The 21,092-nt window shown below is 54.6% G+C and carries 18 protein-coding genes and 6 tRNA genes; 14 read left to right on the top strand and 10 right to left on the bottom strand.

All coding sequences use genetic code 11. The features are described 5' to 3' along the window. The first annotated feature begins 74 nt into the window (after window positions 1-74). Complete coding sequence (locus LLF79_RS00865; RefSeq protein ID WP_008501586.1) at window positions 75-1,310, top strand: ion channel protein; 1,236 nt, start codon at window positions 75-77, stop codon at window positions 1,308-1,310. On the opposite strand, the gene ipdC is transcribed toward LLF79_RS00865, so the two are convergent. After that, entirely contained in the window at window positions 1,311-2,969 is a 1,659-nt protein-coding gene (ipdC, locus tag LLF79_RS00860; RefSeq protein ID WP_227879006.1) for an indolepyruvate decarboxylase, read from the bottom strand. A 185-nt stretch (window positions 2,970-3,154) separates the two neighbouring features. On the opposite strand from ipdC, the gene mgrA reads away from it, so the two are divergent. Both mgrA and LLF79_RS00850 read left to right on the top strand, forming a co-directional pair. Continuing rightward, window positions 3,155-4,153, top strand: coding sequence for an L-glyceraldehyde 3-phosphate reductase (gene mgrA, locus LLF79_RS00855; RefSeq protein ID WP_227879005.1), 999 nt, complete (start codon window positions 3,155-3,157; stop codon window positions 4,151-4,153). A gap of 127 nt (window positions 4,154-4,280) precedes the next feature. Next, complete coding sequence (locus LLF79_RS00850; RefSeq protein WP_008501589.1) at window positions 4,281-4,622, top strand: DUF2502 domain-containing protein; 342 nt, start codon at window positions 4,281-4,283, stop codon at window positions 4,620-4,622. Between the two features lie 39 nt (window positions 4,623-4,661). Here LLF79_RS00850 and LLF79_RS00845 read toward each other — a convergent pair whose 3' ends face one another. After that, on the bottom strand, window positions 4,662-5,900 hold the full coding sequence (locus LLF79_RS00845; protein WP_008501590.1) for an Nramp family divalent metal transporter: 1,239 nt from the start codon (window positions 5,898-5,900) through the stop codon (window positions 4,662-4,664). Window positions 5,901-6,248: 348 nt separating this feature from the next. Here LLF79_RS00845 and LLF79_RS00840 point away from each other — a divergent pair, with 348 nt between their 5' ends. Then, complete coding sequence (locus tag LLF79_RS00840) at window positions 6,249-7,436, top strand: NupC/NupG family nucleoside CNT transporter (RefSeq protein ID WP_008501591.1); 1,188 nt, start codon at window positions 6,249-6,251, stop codon at window positions 7,434-7,436. A gap of 44 nt (window positions 7,437-7,480) precedes the next feature. On the opposite strand, the gene LLF79_RS00835 is transcribed toward LLF79_RS00840, so the two are convergent. The 3 genes from LLF79_RS00835 to LLF79_RS00825 form a co-directional block, all read right to left on the bottom strand. Then, a complete protein-coding gene (locus LLF79_RS00835) occupies window positions 7,481-9,670 on the bottom strand; it encodes an EAL domain-containing protein (RefSeq protein ID WP_204624349.1) in 2,190 nt (729 codons plus the stop codon). A 215-nt stretch (window positions 9,671-9,885) separates the two neighbouring features. Further along, a tRNA-Ala gene (locus LLF79_RS00830) sits at window positions 9,886-9,961 on the bottom strand. A gap of 41 nt (window positions 9,962-10,002) precedes the next feature. Continuing rightward, window positions 10,003-10,078, bottom strand: a tRNA-Ala gene (locus LLF79_RS00825). A 217-nt stretch (window positions 10,079-10,295) separates the two neighbouring features. On the opposite strand from LLF79_RS00825, the gene LLF79_RS00820 reads away from it, so the two are divergent. Next, a complete protein-coding gene (locus LLF79_RS00820; protein WP_008501593.1) occupies window positions 10,296-10,658 on the top strand; it encodes a YfeC-like transcriptional regulator in 363 nt (120 codons plus the stop codon). A gap of 1 nt (window position 10,659) precedes the next feature. After that, on the top strand, window positions 10,660-11,052 hold the full coding sequence (locus LLF79_RS00815; protein ID WP_032663116.1) for a YfeC-like transcriptional regulator: 393 nt from the start codon (window positions 10,660-10,662) through the stop codon (window positions 11,050-11,052). Window positions 11,053-11,096: 44 nt separating this feature from the next. Here LLF79_RS00815 and gltX read toward each other — a convergent pair whose 3' ends face one another. After that, window positions 11,097-12,512 carry a glutamate--tRNA ligase gene (gene gltX, locus LLF79_RS00810; RefSeq protein ID WP_023294239.1) on the bottom strand — a complete coding sequence of 472 codons (1,416 nt, stop codon included), beginning with the start codon at window positions 12,510-12,512 and terminating at the stop codon, window positions 11,097-11,099. Window positions 12,513-12,770: 258 nt separating this feature from the next. Between gltX and LLF79_RS00805 the strand changes: the two genes are divergently transcribed. From LLF79_RS00805 to LLF79_RS00785, 5 genes are all read left to right on the top strand, one after another. Beyond that, window positions 12,771-12,846: transfer RNA gene (locus LLF79_RS00805), tRNA-Val, on the top strand. 41 nt (window positions 12,847-12,887) lie between these two features. Continuing rightward, window positions 12,888-12,963, top strand: a tRNA-Val gene (locus tag LLF79_RS00800). A 29-nt stretch (window positions 12,964-12,992) separates the two neighbouring features. Beyond that, window positions 12,993-13,068: transfer RNA gene (locus tag LLF79_RS00795), tRNA-Val, on the top strand. Between the two features lie 4 nt (window positions 13,069-13,072). Further along, window positions 13,073-13,148: transfer RNA gene (locus LLF79_RS00790), tRNA-Lys, on the top strand. A 126-nt stretch (window positions 13,149-13,274) separates the two neighbouring features. Next, on the top strand, window positions 13,275-13,613 hold the full coding sequence (locus LLF79_RS00785; RefSeq protein WP_023325830.1) for a FlxA-like family protein: 339 nt from the start codon (window positions 13,275-13,277) through the stop codon (window positions 13,611-13,613). Here the strand turns inward: LLF79_RS00785 and LLF79_RS00780 are convergent. After that, the gene (locus LLF79_RS00780) at window positions 13,610-14,545 is read right to left on the bottom strand and encodes a LysR family transcriptional regulator (protein ID WP_227879004.1); all 936 of its coding nucleotides are present in this window, start codon (window positions 14,543-14,545) and stop codon (window positions 13,610-13,612) included. The genes LLF79_RS00785 and LLF79_RS00780 overlap by 4 nt on opposite strands. An 89-nt stretch (window positions 14,546-14,634) precedes the next feature. On the opposite strand from LLF79_RS00780, the gene LLF79_RS00775 reads away from it, so the two are divergent. After that, window positions 14,635-15,630 carry a bile acid:sodium symporter family protein gene (locus LLF79_RS00775; RefSeq protein ID WP_045406113.1) on the top strand — a complete coding sequence of 332 codons (996 nt, stop codon included), beginning with the start codon at window positions 14,635-14,637 and terminating at the stop codon, window positions 15,628-15,630. Here the strand turns inward: LLF79_RS00775 and LLF79_RS00770 are convergent. From LLF79_RS00770 to zipA, 3 genes are all read right to left on the bottom strand, one after another. After that, window positions 15,627-15,842, bottom strand: a complete 216-nt coding sequence (locus tag LLF79_RS00770; RefSeq protein WP_227879003.1) for a putative quorum-sensing-regulated virulence factor — start codon at window positions 15,840-15,842, stop codon at window positions 15,627-15,629. The two genes, LLF79_RS00775 and LLF79_RS00770, sit on opposite strands and share 4 nt — an antisense overlap. Before the next feature lies 1 nt (window position 15,843). Next, the gene (gene ligA / locus LLF79_RS00765; protein ID WP_219289996.1) at window positions 15,844-17,859 is read right to left on the bottom strand and encodes an NAD-dependent DNA ligase LigA; all 2,016 of its coding nucleotides are present in this window, start codon (window positions 17,857-17,859) and stop codon (window positions 15,844-15,846) included. Between the two features lie 69 nt (window positions 17,860-17,928). Then, window positions 17,929-18,912 carry a cell division protein ZipA gene (gene zipA / locus LLF79_RS00760; protein ID WP_045371043.1) on the bottom strand — a complete coding sequence of 328 codons (984 nt, stop codon included), beginning with the start codon at window positions 18,910-18,912 and terminating at the stop codon, window positions 17,929-17,931. A 230-nt stretch (window positions 18,913-19,142) separates the two neighbouring features. On the opposite strand from zipA, the gene cysZ reads away from it, so the two are divergent. Together cysZ and cysK are read left to right on the top strand one after the other, a co-directional pair. After that, window positions 19,143-19,904, top strand: a complete 762-nt coding sequence (gene cysZ / locus LLF79_RS00755; protein ID WP_227879002.1) for a sulfate transporter CysZ — start codon at window positions 19,143-19,145, stop codon at window positions 19,902-19,904. Between the two features lie 163 nt (window positions 19,905-20,067). Next, window positions 20,068-21,039, top strand: a complete 972-nt coding sequence (gene cysK / locus LLF79_RS00750) for a cysteine synthase A (protein WP_008501603.1) — start codon at window positions 20,068-20,070, stop codon at window positions 21,037-21,039. The last annotated feature ends 53 nt before the right edge of the window (window positions 21,040-21,092 follow it).

The raw sequence follows: 21,092 nt of genomic DNA, 5'->3' as shown, positions 1-21,092 counted from the left end.
AGCACCTTTTGCACTATTGCCATAAGGCTTAATGTGCAAAGTAACGTAATACCGTTTTGTACAAGGAAATCATCATGCTTCACCCGCGAGCCAGAACCATGCTGTTGCTGGCAATTCCGGCGCTCATCATTGGCGTGGTTTCAAGTCTGGTCCTTATTGTCGTGATGAAAGTCGCGTCGGTGCTGCAAACACTATTATGGAACGCGCTTCCTGCAGGGCTGGGCGTCACCGCTGACTCTCCTGCGTGGATCGTTGGGATGCTGACGTTAACCGGTATTGCGGTGGGCCTGGTGATCCGTTTTAGTCCCGGCCATGCTGGCCCCGATCCGGCACTGGAACCGTTGATTGGTGCCCCGGTGGCCCCCTCGGCGTTGCCAGGGCTAATCATTGCGCTGATTATCGGTCTGGCTGGAGGCGTTAGTCTGGGACCTGAGCATCCGATTATGGCCGTGAACATTGGCCTGGCGGTTTTTCTTGGTTCACGCATTTTGCCCCGCGTTGGCGCGCTGGACTGGACTATTCTCGCCTCCGCAGGCACCATCGGGGCGCTCTTCGGCACGCCCGTTGCGGCGGCACTGATCTTTTCTCAGACGCTCAGCAGCAATAACGACGTCCCGCTGTGGGACAAGCTCTTTGCCCCACTGATGGCCGCAGCCGCCGGAGCGTTGACGACCAGCCTGTTTTTCCATCCCCATTTTTCACTCTCTCTCCCCCACTACGGCCAGATGCAAATCGCCGATATTTTCAGCGGTGCCATCGTCGCCGCCATCGCCATTGCGCTGGGCATGGTGGCAGTATGGTGTCTTCCACGCCTGCACCGGCTGATGCACAGACTCAAACACCCGGTGCTGATTCTGGGGGCTGGCGGTTTGATTCTGGGTATTTTAGGTACGATCGGCGGGCCGGTGACGCTGTTTAAAGGACTGGACGAGATGCAGCAGCTGGCCTTCAGCCAGGTGTTTAGCGTCTCCGACTATCTGCTGTTTGCCGTGATCAAGCTGGCAGCGCTGGTGGTGGCGGCCGCCTGCGGTTTCCGTGGTGGACGCATCTTCCCGGCGGTCTTTGTCGGCGTCGCGCTGGGGCTGATGCTGCACGAGCATGTCGATGCCGTTCCGGCTGCGATTACCGTTTCCTGCTCGATTCTGGGGCTGGTGCTGGTGGTCACGCGCGATGCCTGGCTGAGCCTCTTCATGGCCGCCGTGGTGGTACCGGATACCACCCTCATCCCGTTACTTTGCATCGTGATGTTGCCCGCCTGGCTCCTGCTGGCGGGCAAACCGATGATGATGGCCTGGCGAAACGACAAATAATCAGGCGCTGTTGCGCGCTTCCAGCGCTTTGGTGATCGCCCCCAGCAGCGGAGGGATATCGGCTTTCGGCAGCATCACCTCAATCAGCGAGAGCCGCTCGTGGTGTGCCACTTTCTCAAGGACGTCCGCCAGCTGCTCCGCTTCACTGACCCGCCAGCACTGGGCCTGAGGATCAAGGCTCAGGGCCTGCGGGATTTGCGTCCAGTTCCATAGCGCAATGTCGTTGTAACGCTGCTCAGGCCCGTGGATCGCTCTTTCCACCGTGTACCCTTCGTTGTTCAGGACCAGAATGATGGGGTGTTGTTTATCCCGCAGCATCGAGCCAAGCTCCTGGATAGTAAGTTGCGCCGCGCCATCCCCCGTCAGGACAATCACGCGCCGGTTCGGGCAGGCCGTTTGCGCGCCAAATGCTGCCGCTAGCGTATAGCCAATCGATCCCCACAACGGCTGGACGATAAAATTCACGTCAGCCGGCAGACGAAGGTCGATCGCGCCGAAGGCCGAGGTGCCCTGATCCGCAAGAATGATGTCTCCCGGACGAATAAACGTCTGCAACGTTTGCCAGAAATTCGCCTGCGTCAGCGAGCCATCCGGCTGCGGGTAGGCCATCGCGCTTTGAGAAGACTGCGCGGGCGTCTCGTGCACGTGCTGTTTGCACAGTTCCACCAGCGTTTCGATTGCCTGAAGCATAGGGATGCCGGTAAACCAGAGATCACCAACGCGTGAGGCATGAGGCTGAACTTCTATCGTTTGTGCCGGGGTGAGCTGATGCGTGAAGCCGGCGGTCAGGGTATCGGTAAATCGCGTGCCGATGCACAGTACGGTATCCGCCCCTTCAATCGCCTCTTTTACCGCACCGGCGCTCGCTGAACCGCTGTAGGTGCCATAAAATCCGGCGTGACGTTCGTCAAAGATACCTTTGCCCATCAGCATGGTGGCGTGTGCCATCGGCACGTCTTTGACCCATTTTTGTAGCGCATGCTTCAGGCCGTGGCGCAGGGCAAGGAAATCGGCCAGCAGCGCAGTACGCTTGCTCCTGGCAAGCTTGTTTTCTGCGGCGTCCCGGAACGCTTTCAGGCAGGCACTATCGGCATGTGGATGCCTGAGCGTGAGAGCGTTTACAGGGGGAGTGGCGGCCTTTTTTGCCACGTCGGCAGGCAACATCAGATAGCCGGGGCGACGCTCCCGGAGCATTGTCGTTAACACCCGGTCGATTTCATAACAGGCGTTTTGTTCGGTCAGGATCGCCTGTGCAGCAGTGATCGGCTCGCTCATATGATAAAAATGACGAAACTCACCGTCGCCAAGCGTGTGGTGCAGCAGCTCCCCTCTTTGCTGTGATGCCGTACCCGGTGCCCCTACAATATGCAGGACCGGAACGTGCTCGGCGAAGCTGCCCGCAATGCCGTTCATGGCGCTTAACTCTCCTACGCCAAATGTCGTCAGCAGCGCGGCAAAGCCCTTACATCGGGCGTATCCGTCAGCGGCATAAGAAGCGTTTAACTCGTTGGCACAGCCCACCCAGCAGATATCCGGGCTGTCTATCACATGGTCGAGAAACTGCAGGTTATAGTCGCCCGGCACGCCAAACAGATGATCGGCTCCACAATCAGTAAGACGGTCCAGCAGGTAATCGGCGACGCAGTATGGGGTACGCATGAACAGGTATCCTTCTAATGTTGACCTCACCTTGAGTATTAAATAAGCGTGATGGCTGTCCAGAATTGGTGATAAGAAGGGCATGGAAAGAATGCTTTACAAAAAAGGCTGCGCTATGCTGCTTTTTTTCACGAAAATGTAAACGCATACACTGATTTTTCACTTCAGCGCCAGAGGTCACGAAAATGGGTTATCAGCCGGACAAAAATCGTTACAGGACAATGGAGTATCGCCGCTGCGGGCGAAGCGGACTCAGGTTGCCTGCCATCTCGCTTGGGCTGTGGCATAACTTTGGTGACACCACCCTTATCGAAAACAGCCGTCAACTTTTACAGCGTGCGTTCGATCTGGGCATTACGCATTTCGACCTTGCCAACAACTATGGCCCGCCCCCCGGATCGGCCGAACGTAATTTCGGACGTATTTTGCAGGAGGATTTCCTTCCCTGGCGCGACGAGCTAATCATCTCCACCAAAGCGGGTTATACAATGTGGGAGGGGCCTTACGGCGACTGGGGGTCACGTAAATATCTGCTGGCAAGCCTCGATCAAAGCCTGAAGCGCACGGGGCTGGAGTATGTGGATATCTTCTATCATCACCGGCCAGATCCGGAAACGCCGCTGCAGGAAACCATGAAAGCGCTTGACCATGTGGTGCGTCAGGGGAAGGCTTTGTATGTCGGATTATCCAACTACCCGGCTGTTCTGGCTCGCCAGGCGATTGATATCCTTAATGACCTCGGGACGCCCTGCCTGATCCACCAGCCGAAATACTCCCTCTTTGAACGTGCGCCGGAAGCGGGACTGCTGGACGTGTTGCAGGAAAAGGGAGTCGGCTGTATTCCCTTCTCGCCGCTGGCCGGCGGGCAACTGACCAATCGCTATCTGAACGGCATCCCCGCAGACTCACGCGCGGCAAGCGGCAGTCAGTTTCTTAAACCCGATCAGCTCACCGAAGAGAAGCTGGAGAAAATCAGGAAGCTGAATGCCCTGGCAGAAAGCCGCGGCCAGAAGCTGTCCCAGATGGCGCTGGCCTGGGTATTACGCCATGAGGAAGTGACGTCGGTGCTGATTGGGGCAAGTAAAGCGGCTCAGATTGATGACGCCGTGGGGATGCTGGCAAACCGCCATTTCTCTGCAGAAGAGTTGGCCCGTATAGACGCGATCCTGAGCAGCTCAATATAACATCACTTTTAGCAAAAAGTGCTCTCACCCAGGAATTCGGAGTTGAGGCGATGATACGACGCTTTACCAACTCGTAAAATTGCGTTAACAGGCCCAACAAAGGCCCCGATCGTGAAGGAGAAAGAGTATGTTCAGGTCACTGATTCTTGCAGCGGTATTACTGGCTTCGGCGCCGCTGATCGCCACTGCGGGCGAAATCACCCTGTTGCCATCAGTAAAATTACAAATTGGCGATCGTGACGACTACGGCAGATACTGGGACGGCGGCTACTGGCGCGACCGTGATTACTGGCATCGTCATTATGAGTGGCGCGGCGATCGCTGGTGGAAACATGATAACGGCAGACACCGCGGCTGGTATAAAGACAGCGCCTATGAGCGCGGTTACCGTGAAGGCTGGAACGATCGTGACGACCGTCGCGGCGGCTGGGGTCGCGGCAAAGGTCATGGTCACGGCCATCATCACTAATCAAAAATCAAAAAGGAGCCTCCACGGCTCCTTTTTATGTTAAAGACCCAGCGCGGTTCCCACTAACAACCACAGGTTCAGCGCAACGACCACCACCACGATGGCCCACCCGGTTCGTTTCACCAGCGTTGAGTTGACCAGCTCGCCCATCAGAGTTTTGTTGCTGGTAAAGATGAGCAGCGGCACCAGCGCCAGCGCAATACCAAAACTCAGCAGCACCTGGCTCATGACCAGAATTCGCGTTGGGTCGAGTCCCATCAGAATCACCACAAATGACGGCAGCATGGTGACGGAACGACGAACCCACAGCGGAATATGGAACCGGACAAACCCCTGCATCACCACCTGGCCTGCCAGCGTACCCACCACCGTAGAAGAGAGACCAGCAGCCACCAGGCTAAGGCCAAATATCGTGGCGGCAGCATGGCTCAGCAACGGCTCCAGCGTGAGATAGGCCTGGTCGAGATCGGCAATACCGGTATGACCGTTAAAGTGGAAAGCTGCGGCTGCAGTAGCCATCATCGCCAGATTGACAAAACCCGCGATGGTCATGGCGATCGCCACGTCCCACTTGGTGGCGGAGTAACGTTCTTTACGCGTCCCACCGTGGAGATGCTGAGTCAGCGAGGAGTGGAGATAGATCACATGCGGCATGATGGTCGCCCCCAGCACCCCGGCGGCCAGGAACACCGCTTCCGAGGTCGGCAGGCTTGGGATCGCCATTCCTTTACCGAGCTGCGCCAGATTCGGCTGTGAGAAGATTAGCTCAACGATATAGGCCGCCGCGACAAACAGCAGCAGACCGCCAATGACCTTCTCCAGCGGCTTTTGACCCCGACGCTGCAGCATCAGGATCAGGAACGTGGCAATCCCGGTGAGGACCGCCCCCTGCAACAGCGACACACCCAGAATCAGCTTAAAGCCGATCGCTGCGCCGATAAATTCAGCAAGGTCAGTGGCCATGGCGATGATTTCAGCCTGAACCCAGTAGAGCCAGACCGCGGGACGCGGATAATGGTCGCGAATTTGCTCCGCCAGGTTTTTGCCCGTCGCAATCCCCAGCTTTGCGGAGAGCATCTGAATCAGCATTGCCATCAGGTTTGCCCAGACGACCACCCAGAGCAGCTTATAGCCGAAGCTGGCCCCGGCCTGAATATTGGTCGCAAAGTTACCTGGATCGATATAACCAATGGCAGCGATGAACGCAGGTCCCATTAATGCGAACCGCAACTTGCGCGCTGCTCTGCCACTGCTACCCTCTACGCGACTGTTTGTCATTTCTGCCTCTGAAATATAGCCTTTGCTATGTTTAATGCTATCAAAATGAGAATGATTATCAAGATCATTTATGAAGTTTGCAGTGATTTCTCTGATAGCTTTGAACGATAGACGGGCGGGTAAGTGGGGCGATCTAACTGAAACTGAAATCGCGCATGATTTTGTGAAGACTAGCACACGAACTTAACTTTTCACTCATTTACCTAACATAACAAAAATGTATTGTGGATCACTATTTTTGAGACTCGTCACAGGATGTAACTATAGTGTGTCCTCGATCTCGTTTTCTTTTCGCTTGTTACATAGAATGTGCACGAAAATTAAACCTGCCTCATATTTGGAGCAAATATGGACCGCGTCCTTCATTTTGTCCTGGCACTTGTTGTCGTTACTGCACTCGCATTGCTGGTCAGCACAGACCGCAAAAAAATTCGTATTCGTTATGTTGTCCAACTGCTGGTCATTGAAGTTTTACTTGCGTGGTTCTTCCTGAACTCCAACGTAGGCCTCGGCTTCGTGAAAGGCTTCTCCGAAATGTTCGAAAAACTGCTCGGATTCGCCAATGAAGGGACCAACTTTGTCTTCGGTAAAATGAACGACGAAGGTCTGGCGTTCTTCTTCCTGAAGGTTCTCTGCCCTATCGTCTTCATCTCCGCGCTGATCGGTATTCTGCAGCACATTCGCGTTCTGCCGTTCGTGATTCGTGGAATTGGTTTCCTGTTATCCAAAGTGAACGGCATGGGTAAGCTGGAATCCTTCAACGCCGTCAGTTCCCTGATCCTCGGTCAGTCTGAGAACTTCATCGCGTATAAAGATATTCTCGGCAAGATGTCCCGCAACCGCATGTACACCATGGCGGCAACCGCAATGTCTACCGTTTCCATGTCTATCGTGGGCGCGTATATGACCATGCTGGAACCAAAATACGTAGTGGCTGCGCTGGTACTGAACATGTTCAGCACCTTTATCGTTCTGTCGCTGATCAACCCGTACCGCGTTGACGCCAGCGAAGAGAACATCCAGATGTCTAACCTGCACGAAGGCCAGAGCTTCTTCGAAATGCTGGGTGAATACATCCTGGCCGGTTTCAAAGTCGCGATTATCGTTGCCGCCATGCTGATCGGCTTCATTGCGCTGATTTCTGCACTGAACGCCCTGTTCGCCGCGGTGCTGGGTATCTCCTTCCAGGGCATTCTGGGCTACATCTTCTACCCAGTTGCATGGGTGATGGGTGTTCCGGCTCACGAAGCGCTGCAGGTGGGCAGTATCATGGCAACCAAACTGGTTTCTAACGAATTCGTTGCGATGATGGATCTGCAGAAAATTGCCAGCACGCTTTCTCCACGCGCGGAAGGGATTCTCTCCGTGTTCCTGGTCTCCTTCGCGAACTTCTCGTCTATCGGTATCATCGCCGGTGCGATTAAGGGTCTGAACGAAGAGCAGGGTAACGTGGTTTCTCGCTTTGGCCTGAAGCTGGTTTACGGCTCTACGCTGGTGAGCGTCCTGTCCGCATCTATCGCGGCACTGGTTCTGTAACGTTTACCGTTAAACAAAAACCGGGAGCCTGGCTCCCGGTTTTTTTATGCCCGCAATTCTTCCAGCGGTTTGGGTTTGCCTATCAGGTATCCCTGCAGGTAATCCACACCAAAGCGAAGCAGCATCTCCCGCTGGGCCGGCGTTTCGACGTATTCCGCGACGACGCACAGCGATTTCGCCTTCGCCAGATTACACATCGACTGGACGATCATTGCATCCATGTCGTCTGTACAAATATCTTTCACAAAGCAGCCGTCAATTTTAATGATGTCCGCCTGCAGGCGTCTGAGACGCTCGTAGTTGGCGTAGCCAGTACCAAAATCATCTATGGCAATTCGGAAACCGTAATCCCGCAGCTGCTGAATATTGTTGATACTTGTGCCTGAATTTGAAAAAGCCTGCTCCTCGGTGATCTCAATCACGACGGCCTGAGATGCCACGCCGTACCGTTCAAACAGCGCGCAAATCTCGGTCGCCACCTCTTTTTGCATCAGCGTGAGCGGCATCAGATTGACGGAGAAACGGGCACCAGCCTGTGTTGCAGAATTATCGCGCAGCCACAGCAGTAATTTCTCCATAATGCACATATCAAACCGATGGCTGAGGTTGAACTGGGCAATCAGCGGAATAAAGCGGTCAGGGGTGAAGATCTCGCCCTCGCTCTCCATACGCGCCAGGATTTCGTAATACCCGCTCCCGTCCGCCTTCTGGATCGGTTGCGCGTATAAATGGAACTGCCCTGCCTCAAGGGCATGCTTAATCCGCGCCAGCATCAGGACACGCTCTGTCGTTTGTCCTGATGCCGCCTCAAGGCTATTCGTGAGCGCGAGAACGTTTTGCTCTCCGCAGGCCTGCTCTGCCAGCCAGCTCAGCTGTCCCAGCGTGTGATGCAGCTTTTCGCCGTTTTCGACCATTCCCCACGATGCGCCAAATTCAATATCCAGCCCGGTGTTGTTCCAGAAAATCTTACGGCTGTTCAGCCGATCGACCATATGCTGGAGCCGCTCGGCGGTTCCCGGCCCCAGTAATACCAGCACCAGTTCGCTTCCCGGAAGCTGGAAGAGCGTCTCATCTTTCTGCAAAAGTGGCTGTAGCGACGTGGCGATCGTACGTTTGCAGTGGACCCGCATGATAATCCCGTAGTGGCGGCTCAAAAACTCCAGGTTATCCATGCGCAGAATGCACACTTTGGCATCCGGGTGAATCTCAAGATAATCTTCCAGCGCACGAATATTGGGCAAACCGGTAAGGGGATCGGTAAGCGCCCTGCCCTGCCAGCCCCGCTTCAGCCACTCGCTGCGCTGGTAAATGCGCGACATGTAAAGCAAGCAGATAGCGAAAGAAATCAGCACGGAGAGGATAAAGGAGAGTGAATGGCCCGATTCGACCCCGTTCAGGAAGTTGTAGTTGTAGGTCAACAGCAGGAGCGCTGAGGTGGCCCACAGCAGAGAAATCAACGCATAGGTCAGGCGGCTTATTGCCAGGGTAAAAAGAATAAAAATCAGCGGCATCAAATAGCCCGCAATGACCGGTGATTCAAAAGGACCACATAAAATGATGAGAATGGCGCCTAAAAGCATCAGCCAGACAAAAATATATAATGGATTCTTGTGATAAAACACGGGCTTCACGCTTCGCCGCCAGAAGGTGACGGCATAACGAGGATTAATTATCATTCTTAATGGGTAATAGAACATCATGGTAAAAATCAGCCCCGCGCATATCAGGCTTTGAATATCCACAACATTATAAATTACCGTCCCTTCGCCGAAATAGGTTGATATAGTCACCGGAAAATCAAACAAATAGCCTGCCATATACATCGACAGCTTAATACCAAATGGCACAATAAAACCGAGCCAGAATATACGTAACCCGATGTGCTTGTTAGGGATGGAGTGGCGCCAGCGCTTGCCCAGCATGAGGCGTAGCAGACCGCAGGCCGCGAACAACGCAAAGGTCTGACAGAACAGCAAAACTGAATATTGTAGCGGTGCTAAATTAATATAGAATAAATTAGTGACAGTAAAACCTAACAAAATGGGAAGAATAGCCCTGCGCCCAAATAGCAGAATTACCGCCAGCATCACGCTGAGCGGCAGCCATGCTAAATAAACGTCATGACCATTAACAATTGCGCGTGGAGAGAGATAACGGGAGACAGGTACCGCAATCAGACAAAGTGTCAGGGCAATTATAAATATCTTTACATTATTGTACGTTTTTCTATTCATTAAGCTGATGAGTATATTATCCGTCTGAATCATTGACCGGATGGATAATAGGTTTATTAATTGCGCGAATCAAGTTCAAGTCTATTTATAGACACGTTTATTGATTTCGATTGAGGTGAGGTATGGGAATACCTTCTTTTTGATAACAAAAACCAGTGGCGGGCGTTACAAATACATAAAAAAAACCCTCGTCATTTGACGAGGGTTTACAATTTTGGTGGAGCTAAGCGGGATCGAACCGCTGACCTCTTGCATGCCATGCAAGCGCTCTCCCAGCTGAGCTATAGCCCCACATGTGACTTTACTGACCGCACTCTGTTGGGTTCAGAGTTTGGTGGAGCTAAGCGGGATCGAACCGCTGACCTCTTGCATGCCATGCAAGCGCTCTCCCAGCTGAGCTATAGCCCCATCGTAAAGCTGTCATGTTGACGGGCGGCATAATATGAATTCCGCTGCGGAGTGTCAACGGCAAAATCAATGACCGCCGTTCGATCGCCGAAAAATCATGCAAATGAATCACTTTGCGAGCGTGCTCGTAATCAGGAGTTAAGCCTGTCACGTTTTCATGTAAAACGGTGCTATAAAATGAGCCGTTAATTAACCCCACTGATATTCAGGAAATTGCATGATCAAGGAACGAATGACGCCAGAAGAGTTAGCCCTGCTCACTGGCTATAGCCGACAGACCATCAATAAATGGGTACGCAAAGAGGGTTGGATTACGTCACCAAAACCTGGCGTTCAGGGCGGGAAAGCGCGACTGGTACATGTGAACGAAAAAGTCCGCGACTTTATCCGCAGCGCACGTCGGGCAAGCGAAACGTCCGATATGGCAGAAGGTACCAGCCATAACAGTTCGCTTCACACCCTACTCCTGACGCTGGCTGATGAAATGACGCCGGAAGAGCAGAAACAGATGACATCGCTCTTACTGCGGGAAGGGATCACCGGATTGTTGCAACGTTTAGGGATTCGCGATCGGGACTGATATGAAAAAATTACGGAGCAAAATGACCACGGAAGAGCTGGCGGAGAGTTTGGGCGTTGCCAGGCAAACGGTTAATCGCTGGATTCGCCAGCAGGGCTGGAAAACAGAAGGACTCAACGGCGTGAAAGGCGGTCGCGCGAGGCTCATTCATATCGATGCGCGCGTGAAGGAACATATCATGAGTCTCCCGGCGATTCGCAACCGTCAGGCGGTTTACCATCTCGCGGAGGCCACTTCCGCCTACAATGCCCCCTCTGCAAACCTGTTTCCGGGCATAATTGAGACGCTGGAGAATATGACTGCAGCAGAGCAGAAGCGTCTGGACACCTTCCTGAAGCGCGAAGGCATTCACGGCTTTCTTAAGCGTCTGGGTATTGCAGAAGAAGAAGCATAAAAAAACGGCAGGTTCCCCTGCCGTTTGTTTTATCTGAGACGTTATTACTGCTGATTTTCTCGTTCAGCGATAAAGTCCAGAGCCTTGTTAATGCGCGCTACGCTGCGTGATTTGCCGATAGCATGAACCGTTACGTCCAGCGCCGGAGACTGACCCGCACCGGTCACCGCAACGCGCAGTGGCATACCGACTTTACCCATGCCGACTTCCAGCTCGTCCGCCGTCGCCTGAATGGCGTGATGCACATTCTCTGCGGTCCACTCGGTAATGGCAGCCAGCTTGTCACGCACCACTTCCAGCGGCTGACGCGCAACCGGGCGAAGGTGTTTCTTCGCGGCGTCCGCATCAAACGCATCAAACTCTTCATAGAAGTAGCGGCAGCTTTCAGCAATCTCTTTCAGCGTTTTGCAGCGCTCGCCGAGCAGTTTCACCAGATCCGCCAGCTCAGGGCCTGTGCGGGTATCAATATTTGCCTGCTCAATGTGCCACTGCAGATACGTCGCCACATATTCTGGCGGCATGGTATTGATGTAGTGATGGTTCAGCCACAGGAGCTTGTCGGTGTTAAACGCGCTGGCGGATTTGCTGACAGAGCTCAGAGAGAACAGTTCGATCATCTCTTCGCGGCTGAAGATCTCCTGGTCACCGTGAGCCCAGCCCAGACGCACCAGATAGTTCAGCAGCGCTTCTGGCAGATAGCCGTCGTCGCGATACTGCATCACGCTCACCGCACCGTGACGTTTAGACAGCTTTTTCCCGTCGTCGCCGTTGATCATGGAGACGTGGGCATAGACAGGCACAGGGGCGTTCAGCGCCTTCAGGATGTTGATCTGACGTGGCGTGTTGTTGATATGGTCTTCACCGCGCACAACGTGGGTAATTTCCATATCCCAGTCGTCCACCACCACGCAGAAGTTGTAGGTTGGAGAACCATCGGTACGACGGATGATCAGATCGTCGAGCTCCTGGTTGCTGAATTCGATCGGGCCACGGATCTGATCGTCAAAGATCACAGACCCCTCTTGCGGGTTAGCAAAACGCACAACGCAAGGCTCATCTGCAGCATGCTCGCTGTGGTCGTGGCGGCAGCGGCCGTCATAACGCGGCTTTTCACCGTTCGCCATCTGCTCTTCACGCAGCGCATCCAGACGCTCTTTGGAGCAGTAGCACTTATACGCCGTGCCCGCGACCAGCATCTCATCAATGACGGCGTTATAGCGGTCAAAGCGTTTGGTCTGGAAGTAGGGACCTTCATCCCATTCCAGGTTCAGCCAGTTCATCCCATCCATAATGGCTTCAATTGCTTCTGGCGTGGAGCGCTCAAGATCGGTGTCTTCAATACGCAGCACGAACTCACCTTTGTTGTGGCGTGCGAAAAGCCAGGAATAGAGAGCGGTACGTGCACCACCGACGTGCAGATAGCCTGTCGGGCTCGGCGCGAAGCGAGTTTTGATTTTCATGAAATGGCCTTACGTTATAAAGATGCCGGCAATCGGCAAATCCTGGGGAAAAAACAATGGGCAATATTCTATCACTGTGCGGCGATTCCTCAATGTTGTTCCCTGAATCGGGCCCGAGTTTGCGATTTTTGTTTAGAAATCATGCGCCACTGCCCGTTTCGCGATCGTTTTGCTTAATTTTACGACGAACGAATAAAAACTTTAGAAAATGCGTTGACTCATTTTCAACTCTCCCTATAATGCGACTCCACACAGCGGGGGTGATTAGCTCAGTTGGTAGAGCATCTCCTTTACACGGAGGGGGTCGGCGGTTCGAGCCCGTCATCACCCACCATCTACTTCGGTAGACTCGCAGTGTAGATAAGGATTGAGATTGGGCGATTAGCTCAGTTGGTAGAGCATCTCCTTTACACGGAGGGGGTCGGCGGTTCGAGCCCGTCATCGCCCACCATTCTCATCTTATCGCAGCAGTTCCGAAATGGGCGATTAGCTCAGTTGGTAGAGCATCTCCTTTACACGGAGGGGGTCGGCGGTTCGAGCCCGTCATCGCCCACCATTTCGGGTCGTTAGCTCAGTTGGTAGAGCAGTTGACTTTTAATCAATTGGTCGCAGGTTCGAATCCTGCACGACCCACCAATGTAAAAAAGCGCCCTAAAGGCGCTTTTTTGCTATCTGCGATATAAAAAATGTGAACCTGCCGCATTTTCCTCAAGCTAATCCCGTCGGTGCCGATACCTCTGTTTTATAACGCGAGGAAAAAGTATGACGACCATTCAGGCATCAACCCAACCTATTCAAACCAGCGGCGGGAGCGGTACTTCCAGCAGTAACGATATCGCCGCGCAAATCACCCGCATTCTCGACAAAATCCAAAAGCTGACTCAGCAGTTAAACGAGCTGGCGAACAGTCCCGGCAGCACGGAAGATAAGAAAAAGCAGCAGGAACTGATTCAGACCCAGATCAAAGTGCTTCAGGCGCAGCTCGCTGCACTGCAGCGCCAGCAGGCCGAAGAGGCCCAGAAAAAGCAGGATCAAAAATTGGGCAAAGTGGAAGGTGTGAATAGCCCATCAGATAATAATCAGATTGATATCTACATCTAATCTTCTGAAGCGTTAAACAGTGGATCGCGTATGCGGGCCTCGGTCAATCGCTGTGCCTGGATACGCACCACTTCCCAGATAGCCTGCGCCGCCCCCGAGAGTGAACGATTTTTTCGCCGCACCAGCATTAGCTTTCGTTCGACAACGGGCGTCAACCGCTTCACGGCCAGTCGACTTCCCTGAGGCAGGGGAAGCGCCAGGGCGGGCAACACGCTAATGCCGATCCCGGCTTCCACCATGGGAAACAGCGTTGCCGGGTGACCAATCTCCTGCACGATCGCTGCCTTTACCCCCTGATTCATCAGCGCGGAATCAATCAGCGGGCGGCTGCCCGAGGCATAATCTTGTAAAACCAGGTTTGCGCCCTGCAGTGACTGCCACCTGACGTCAGGCAACACGGCCAGCGGATCGTCGTCACGGCAGAGCAGCAAAAAGGGCTCCGAAAGTACGCTTTCGCACTCCAGATCGCTCACCTGGCCGGGATCGATAACAATACCAAAATCGACATCCCCCTGGCGGATGCTCTCCAGTACCCACTGCTGTGGCCGATCATGCAGCACAAAGTCAATGTCCGGGTAGCGATGGTTCCCCTCGGCAATACACTGCGGGATAAGGTGTGCAGATATCGTCTGGCTGGCCGCGACCCGCACGGTACCCGAAAGCTGCTGCCCCAGCCTCCCCACGTCTCTGAGCGTGCTGTTCAGCTCATCCAGCAGCCGTTCAAGGCGCAGAGCAAGCTGCTGCCCGGCTTCGGTCAACACCACTTCGCGCGTGGTGCGGTCAAGCAACCGGACGCCGGTCTGATTTTCCAGTTCTTTCACGCTGTGGCTGACCGCCGACTGGCTCAGGCCAATCATCTCCCCTGCCCGGCTAAAGCTGCGGGCATTGGCGACGGTAACGAAAATGCGGAGCTGGCGTAAGGAATAATTCATCTGTTTAATTCATGAATGGATGCAATAAATCAATTTTATTTCTCAAATGGAAAAAAGCACAATAGCGACATTTGTTTTCAGGAGTCATTATGAAACTATTTCGTATTGTTGATCCGTTTACGCTCACCCTGGTCGTTACCGTTTTACTGGCCTCGTTCTTTCCCGCTCGCGGCGGGTTCGTCCCGTTCTTTGAAGGGCTGACGACGGCCGCCATCGCACTGCTGTTTTTTATGCACGGCGCGAAGCTGTCCCGTGAAGCGATTATCGCAGGGGGGAGCCACTGGCGGCTGCATCTCTGGGTAATGTGCAGCACGTTCATTCTCTTCCCGATCCTCGGCGTGCTGTTTGCCTGGTGGGCACCGGTTAACGTCGACCCGGCGCTTTATACCGGTTTTCTGTATCTCTGTATTCTGCCGGCTACCGTGCAATCCGCCATTGCCTTTACCTCTCTGGCGGGAGGGAACGTTGCGGCCGCCGTCTGCTCGGCATCGGCATCCAGCCTGCTGGGGATTTTCGTCTCCCCGCTGCTGGTGGGCCTGCTGATGAACATGCACGGCGCGGAAGGTAACCTTGAGCAAGTCGGCAAAATCTGTTTGCAGCTGCTGCTGCCGTTTGTGCTGGGGCATCTCTCGCGTCCGTGGACGGGCGCATTTGTGGCAAAGCACAAGAAATGGATCTCAAAAACCGACCAGTCGTCGATCCTGCTGGTGGTCTATTCCGCCTTCAGCGAAGCGGTCGTGAACGGGATCTGGCATAAGGTGGGCGCCGGTTCGCTGCTCTTTATCGTGGTGGTCAGCCTCATCCTGCTGGCAATTGTCATTGCAGTAAACGTCTTTGTGGCACGCAAGTGCGGCTTCAACAAAGCGGATGAAATTACGATTGTGTTCTGCGGTTCGAAGAAGAGTCTGGCAAACGGTATCCCGATGGCCAACATTCTGTTCCCGACCTCGGTGATTGGAATGATGGTACTGCCGCTAATGATTTTCCATCAGATCCAGCTGATGGTCTGCGCGGTGCTGGCGCGTCGCTACAAGCGCCAGACGGAAAAACTGACGCAGGAAGGGACCCGCGCCGCGAAGGCTTAAGGACGTTTCAGGGGCTGCACCAGCTGGGTCAGCCCCTCGGTTTTGATCAGTAACGTGATAGCCATCAGCTCGCCCAGTCGCCCTGCCGGGAATTCATCCTTACGGGCAAACCACAGCAGATAATCCTCCGGCAAATCAATCAGCCTGCGGCCCTTGTATTTACCGAACGGCATCTCCGTATTGGCGATCTCAACGAGCTGCTCTTTCTCCACGTTACTCTCCTAACAGACGCATCATTTCCGCTTCGTCGATAACCTCAATCCCCAGCTCCTGGGCTTTCGCCAGCTTGGAACCGGCGGCCTCCCCGGCGATCACCAGGTCGGTTTTCTTCGACACGCTGCCCGCCACTTTGGCTCCCAGCGCCACCAGACGTGCCTTTGCATCATCACGGGATAGCTGGCTCAGGCTGCCGGTCAGCACTACCGTTTTACCGGCGAACGGGCTGTCGATCTCTTCGGCGTTGACGACGACCGGCGCAGGCCATTTGATGCCCTCTGCCAGCAGTTGGCCGATGACCTCGCGGTTGCTCTCTTCGGCAAAGAAGTTAAAGACGTGCGTAGCGACGACGATGCCGACATCCGGGACTTTCTGTAGCTCCTCGATGCTTGCCTTTTCCAGCGCCTCCAGCGTACCAAAGTACGCCGCCAGCCCTGCTGCCGTCGCTTCACCCACTTCACGAATGCCCAGCGCATAAAGGAAACGGGCGAAGGTGGTCTCTTTTGCCGCTTCCAGCGCGTTAACCACGTTCTGGGCTGACTTTGGCCCCATGCGATCCAGACCGGTTAGTTTACCTGCGGTCAGCCTGAAGAGATCCGCTGGCGTGTGGACGTACTCTTTCTCAACCAACTGATCGATAATCTTGTCGCCCATGCCGTCAACGTCCATTGCGCGACGGGAGACAAAGTGCTTCAGTGACTCTTTACGCTGCGCACCACAGATTAAGCCGCCCGTACAGCGGGCCACTGCTTCACCTTCTACGCGCTCAACGTCCGAGCCGCACACCGGGCAATGGGTCGGGAAGACAACCTCGCGCGTATCGTCAGGACGCTCTGACTCAACGACGTTAACCACCTGCGGGATCACATCACCCGCGCGGCGGATCACCACTTTGTCACCGATACGCAGGCCCAGGCGTTCGATCTCATCGGCATTATGCAGCGTGGCGTTACTCACCAACACACCCGCCACCTGCACGGGCTCCAGACGAGCGACCGGGGTAATGGCCCCCGTACGTCCCACCTGGAACTCCACGTCGCGGACGAAGGTCATCTGCTCCTGAGCCGGGAACTTAAACGCCACCGCCCAGCGCGGCGCGCGCGCCACAAAGCCCAGCTGCTCCTGCAGCGCCAGTGAGTTCACCTTGATGACCACGCCATCAATATCAAAGCCGAGCGTCGGACGGTCCGCTTCCACCTTGTGGTAGAACGCCAGCACCGCTTCCGGCGAGTTGCAGAGCTGAACGCGGTTGCTCACCGGCAGGCCCCACGCCTTAAACTGCAGCAGACGCCCGAGATGGGTATCCGGCAGCTCGCCGCCCTCCAGAATACCGACGCCGTAGCAGAAGAACGTAAGCGGTCGCTTCGCGGTGATGCGCGGATCAAGCTGGCGCAGCGAGCCCGCCGCCGCGTTACGCGGGTTAGCAAACACCTTACCGCCGGTGCGACGTGCCTCTTCGTTAATTTTCTCGAAGCCCGCCTGGGGCAGAAACACCTCGCCGCGCACTTCCAGACGTGCAGGAATGTTGTCACCCTGCAGCTTCAGCGGGATCGCGCGGATGGTACGCACGTTGGTAGTGATGTCTTCGCCCGTCGTACCGTCGCCACGCGTCGCGGCACGCACCAACACGCCGTTTTCATAGAGAAGGCTGACCGCCAGGCCATCCAGCTTCAGTTCGCAGCACCAAGTGAGAGCGTCGCTGCTTTTCAGGCGATCCTGCACGCGCTTGTTAAACGCGAGAAAGCTCTCTTCATCGAAGACGTTATCCAGCGACAGCATCGGTACTTCATGACGCACCTGGCTGAAAGCGCCCAGCGGCTCAGCGCCGACGCGCTGGGTGGGAGAATCCGGTGTGATAAGCTCCGGGTGCTGCGCTTCTAATTCGCGCAGCTCGCGCATCAGGCGGTCATACTCCGCATCCGGGACTTCCGGCGCGTCCATAACATGATAGAGATATTCATGATGGCGAAGCGTGGTTCGCAGTTCAGTGAGTTGTTGTTCGATTGAGTCCATATCACACCATCAATGAGAAAAAACCCCCGACATGCGGGGGTTGAGGAGGAGTTGAAGATAACGCGTCGGTTACGCGTTGGCTTCCTTAACTTCGCGGATGCGGTCCTGATACTCACGCAGCTTCTGCGGGGTCATCATGCGACGCTGATCGTCGAGCACCACACCACCCACTTCGTCAGCGATGTGCTGAGCGGATTGCAGCATCAGCTTAAAGTTCTGCAGTTCGTCGCCGTAGGACGGCACCTGCATAAAGATAGTGACACCCGGCGTCACGAAATCGCCCGTCATTTCTGGGTCGAATGTGCCAGGGTTAACCATATTGGCCAGGCTAAATAGCGCCGGGCCGCTACCGTCCGGGCTCAGGTGACGATGGAAGATATTCATATCACCAAACTTGAAGCCGGCCTGTTGAATACTGTTCAGAAGTACGTCACCGTTCAGATGGCTGCCGTGATGGGCGGCCACGTTCATGATGATCACCGCTTCTTTACGCTGCGGTTTTTCAACAACCGGCTCTGGCTCTACAACGGGCTCAGGCTCAACGTGCGGGGCCGGAGCGGGCTGCGGCGCAGGTTGAACATGAACAGGTTGATGCGGCTGATGTACCGGTTGTGCAGGCTGCTGTTGCACAGGCTGCTGCACGGGTTGCTGTTGAACCGGCTGTGGCGCAGCAGGCTGCTGATACACAGGCTGTTGCGGCGGCTGGCGCACCGGTTCTTCCACAGGCTGCGGCGCTGGCTGGCGCGGCTGTGCGGAAGCATACGGCGGTTGATACTGGTGCTGCGAAGGACGAGGTGCTTCATGCTCCCCATGGCCTACGCCGGGCGCAGTATTGACCCGATGAACACGAACTTCACCCACGCCGTCATCGTCGCTTCCATCGATGTCATCTTCACTGTCATCGTCGTCACGACTGGACTTCATGCGCTTCAGTGGGCGATCGCGAAACATCGAGGAACGCTCTTTACGGCTGGTCCAGAAACCATGTACCAGTAAAGCGATTATGGCGATCGCGCCAACAATGATTAATATCAGACGCAAATCCTGCATCATTATATTCTCTGTTGTTCTAACACCTTGCCACCACGGCAAACATTTACTCACTAAGAGTATTTGCCGTTTACGTCAAGTGCAAGTGTGTGCAGAGCATTCACAGCATAAAGATGAAGGAAATCGTGCTTTTTGCTGGTTTTTCGAACATTTCCGAACTGGTCATTGGTCCGTAAGTGGATAATATAGGCGGGCAATTCCACTGGTTGTGTAAAAAGGAGTACAGCCTGGCTATGGTTTCAACATCTTCTTCTCCCCCGCGCAGCGGCGTCTGGTATTTTTCTCAGGGCTGGAAACTGGTCTCTCTGCCGGGTATTCGACGCTTCGTCATTCTGCCGCTGTTGATCAACATTATTCTGATGGGCGGCGCGTTCTGGTGGCTGTTCACAAAACTGGAAAGCTGGATCCCATCGCTGATGAACTACGTGCCGGACTGGCTGCAGTGGCTTAACTACCTGCTCTGGCCGGTGGCGGTGATCTCCGTTTTGCTGGTATTTGGCTACTTCTTCTCGACGATTGCCAACTGGATAGCCGCGCCGTTTAACGGTTTGCTGGCGGAACAGCTGGAAGCGCGCCTTACCGGCGCAACACCGCCGGACACGGGCATCCTGGGGATCATGAAAGACCTCCCTCGCATTATGAAGCGTGAATGGCAGAAGTTTGCCTGGTACCTGCCCCGCGCGGTTGTGCTGCTTATCCTCTATTTTGTGCCCGGCATTGGCCAGACGGTGGCACCGGTGCTGTGGTTCCTGTTCAGCGCCTGGATGCTGGCTATCCAGTACTGCGACTATCCGTTCGATAACCACAAGGTGCCGTTTAAAGAGATGCGCACTGCCCTGCGCAGCCAGAAGATCGCCAATATGCAGTTTGGCGCGCTGACCAGCCTGTTCACTATGATTCCGTTCCTGAATCTGTTCATCATGCCGGTTGCCGTTTGCGGCGCGACCGCCATGTGGGTCGACTGCTACCGTGCTAAGCACGCGTTATGGAAATAATGCAAAAATGTGTAAAGCAGGGGTGGCTTATGCCGCCCCTTATTCCATACTGATCCCCATTATTTCCTTGCAGTATATAGATATGCGAATTCCTTACTTCCCCCTACCTGCTTAGCAGGTATGCTGGGTCGGTATCCCAATTTCATACAGTTAAGGACAGGCCATGAGTAAGATTTATGAAGACAACTCGCTGACTATCGGTCATACGCCCCTGGTTCGACTGAACCGTATCGGTAATGGACGCATTCTGGCGAAGGTCGAATCACGTAACCCGAGCTTCAGCGTAAAATGCCGTATCGGTGCAAACATGATTTGGGATGCTGAAAAACGTGGCGTACTGAAGCCGGGCGTTGAGTTGGTGGAACCCACCAGCGGCAATACCGGGATCGCTCTGGCCTATGTTGCTGCCGCGCGCGGCTACAAGCTGACGCTGACCATGCCTGAAACCATGAGCATCGAGCGTCGTAAGCTGCTTAAAGCGCTGGGCGCGAACCTGGTGCTGACCGAAGGCGCGAAGGGCATGAAGGGTGCCATTCAGAAAGCCGAAGAGATTGTGGCCAGCGATCCGGCGAAATACCTGCTGCTACAGCAGTTCAGTAACCCGGCTAACCCGGAAATTCACGAGAAGACTACCGGCCCGGAAATCTGGGAAGATACCGACGGCCAGGTTGACGTCTTTATCTCCGGCGTAGGTACCGGCGGCACGCTGACCGGCGTGTCACGCTATATTAAAGGCACCAAAGGTAAAAAAGAGCTGATCACCGTTGCCGTTGAGCCGACTGATTCACCGGTTATCACCCAGGCCCTGGCGGGGGAAGAGCTCAAACCCGGCCCGCACAAAATTCAGGGGATTGGCGCAGGCTTCATTCCGGGCAACCTGGATCTGAAGCTGATTGATAAAGTAGTCACTATCACGAACGAAGAAGCCATCTCTACCGCGCGTCGCCTGATGGACGAAGAAGGCATTCTGGCAGGTATCTCTTCCGGTGCGGCCGTTGCGGCAGCGCTTAAACTTCAGGAAGATGAGGCCTTTACCAATAAGAATATTGTGGTTATCCTTCCTTCCTCGGGTGAGCGTTACTTGAGCACCGCACTGTTTGCCGATCTGTTCACTGAAAAAGAGCTGCAACAGTAGTGCCACTATGTTAATAACGCGTAAAAAAGCACCTTTTCAGGTGCTTTTTTGTG

The sequence above is a fragment of the Enterobacter cloacae complex sp. 2021EL-01169 genome, from assembly GCF_020733125.1.
GTDB classification, from domain to species: domain Bacteria; phylum Pseudomonadota; class Gammaproteobacteria; order Enterobacterales; family Enterobacteriaceae; genus Enterobacter; species Enterobacter roggenkampii.
This window is presented reverse-complemented; position numbering and strand designations above follow the sequence as displayed.

Bases quoted from the DNA above. Each gene is read 5' to 3' on its own strand.
- LLF79_RS00865 (WP_008501586.1), top strand. From the start codon at position 75: ATGCTTCACCCGCGAGCCAGAACCATGCTGTTGCTGGCAATTCCGGCG.
- ipdC (WP_227879006.1), bottom strand. From the start codon at position 2,969: ATGCGTACCCCATACTGCGTCGCCGATTACCTGCTGGACCGTCTTACT.
- mgrA (WP_227879005.1), top strand. From the start codon at position 3,155: ATGGGTTATCAGCCGGACAAAAATCGTTACAGGACAATGGAGTATCGC.
- LLF79_RS00850 (WP_008501589.1), top strand. From the start codon at position 4,281: ATGTTCAGGTCACTGATTCTTGCAGCGGTATTACTGGCTTCGGCGCCG.
- LLF79_RS00845 (WP_008501590.1), bottom strand. From the start codon at position 5,900: ATGACAAACAGTCGCGTAGAGGGTAGCAGTGGCAGAGCAGCGCGCAAG.
- LLF79_RS00840 (WP_008501591.1), top strand. From the start codon at position 6,249: ATGGACCGCGTCCTTCATTTTGTCCTGGCACTTGTTGTCGTTACTGCA.
- LLF79_RS00835 (WP_204624349.1), bottom strand. From the start codon at position 9,670: ATGAATAGAAAAACGTACAATAATGTAAAGATATTTATAATTGCCCTG.
- LLF79_RS00820 (WP_008501593.1), top strand. From the start codon at position 10,296: ATGATCAAGGAACGAATGACGCCAGAAGAGTTAGCCCTGCTCACTGGC.
- LLF79_RS00815 (WP_032663116.1), top strand. From the start codon at position 10,660: ATGAAAAAATTACGGAGCAAAATGACCACGGAAGAGCTGGCGGAGAGT.
- gltX (WP_023294239.1), bottom strand. From the start codon at position 12,512: ATGAAAATCAAAACTCGCTTCGCGCCGAGCCCGACAGGCTATCTGCAC.
- LLF79_RS00785 (WP_023325830.1), top strand. From the start codon at position 13,275: ATGACGACCATTCAGGCATCAACCCAACCTATTCAAACCAGCGGCGGG.
- LLF79_RS00780 (WP_227879004.1), bottom strand. From the start codon at position 14,545: ATGAATTATTCCTTACGCCAGCTCCGCATTTTCGTTACCGTCGCCAAT.
- LLF79_RS00775 (WP_045406113.1), top strand. From the start codon at position 14,635: ATGAAACTATTTCGTATTGTTGATCCGTTTACGCTCACCCTGGTCGTT.
- ligA (WP_219289996.1), bottom strand. From the start codon at position 17,859: ATGGACTCAATCGAACAACAACTCACTGAACTGCGAACCACGCTTCGC.
- zipA (WP_045371043.1), bottom strand. From the start codon at position 18,912: ATGATGCAGGATTTGCGTCTGATATTAATCATTGTTGGCGCGATCGCC.
- cysZ (WP_227879002.1), top strand. From the start codon at position 19,143: ATGGTTTCAACATCTTCTTCTCCCCCGCGCAGCGGCGTCTGGTATTTT.
- cysK (WP_008501603.1), top strand. From the start codon at position 20,068: ATGAGTAAGATTTATGAAGACAACTCGCTGACTATCGGTCATACGCCC.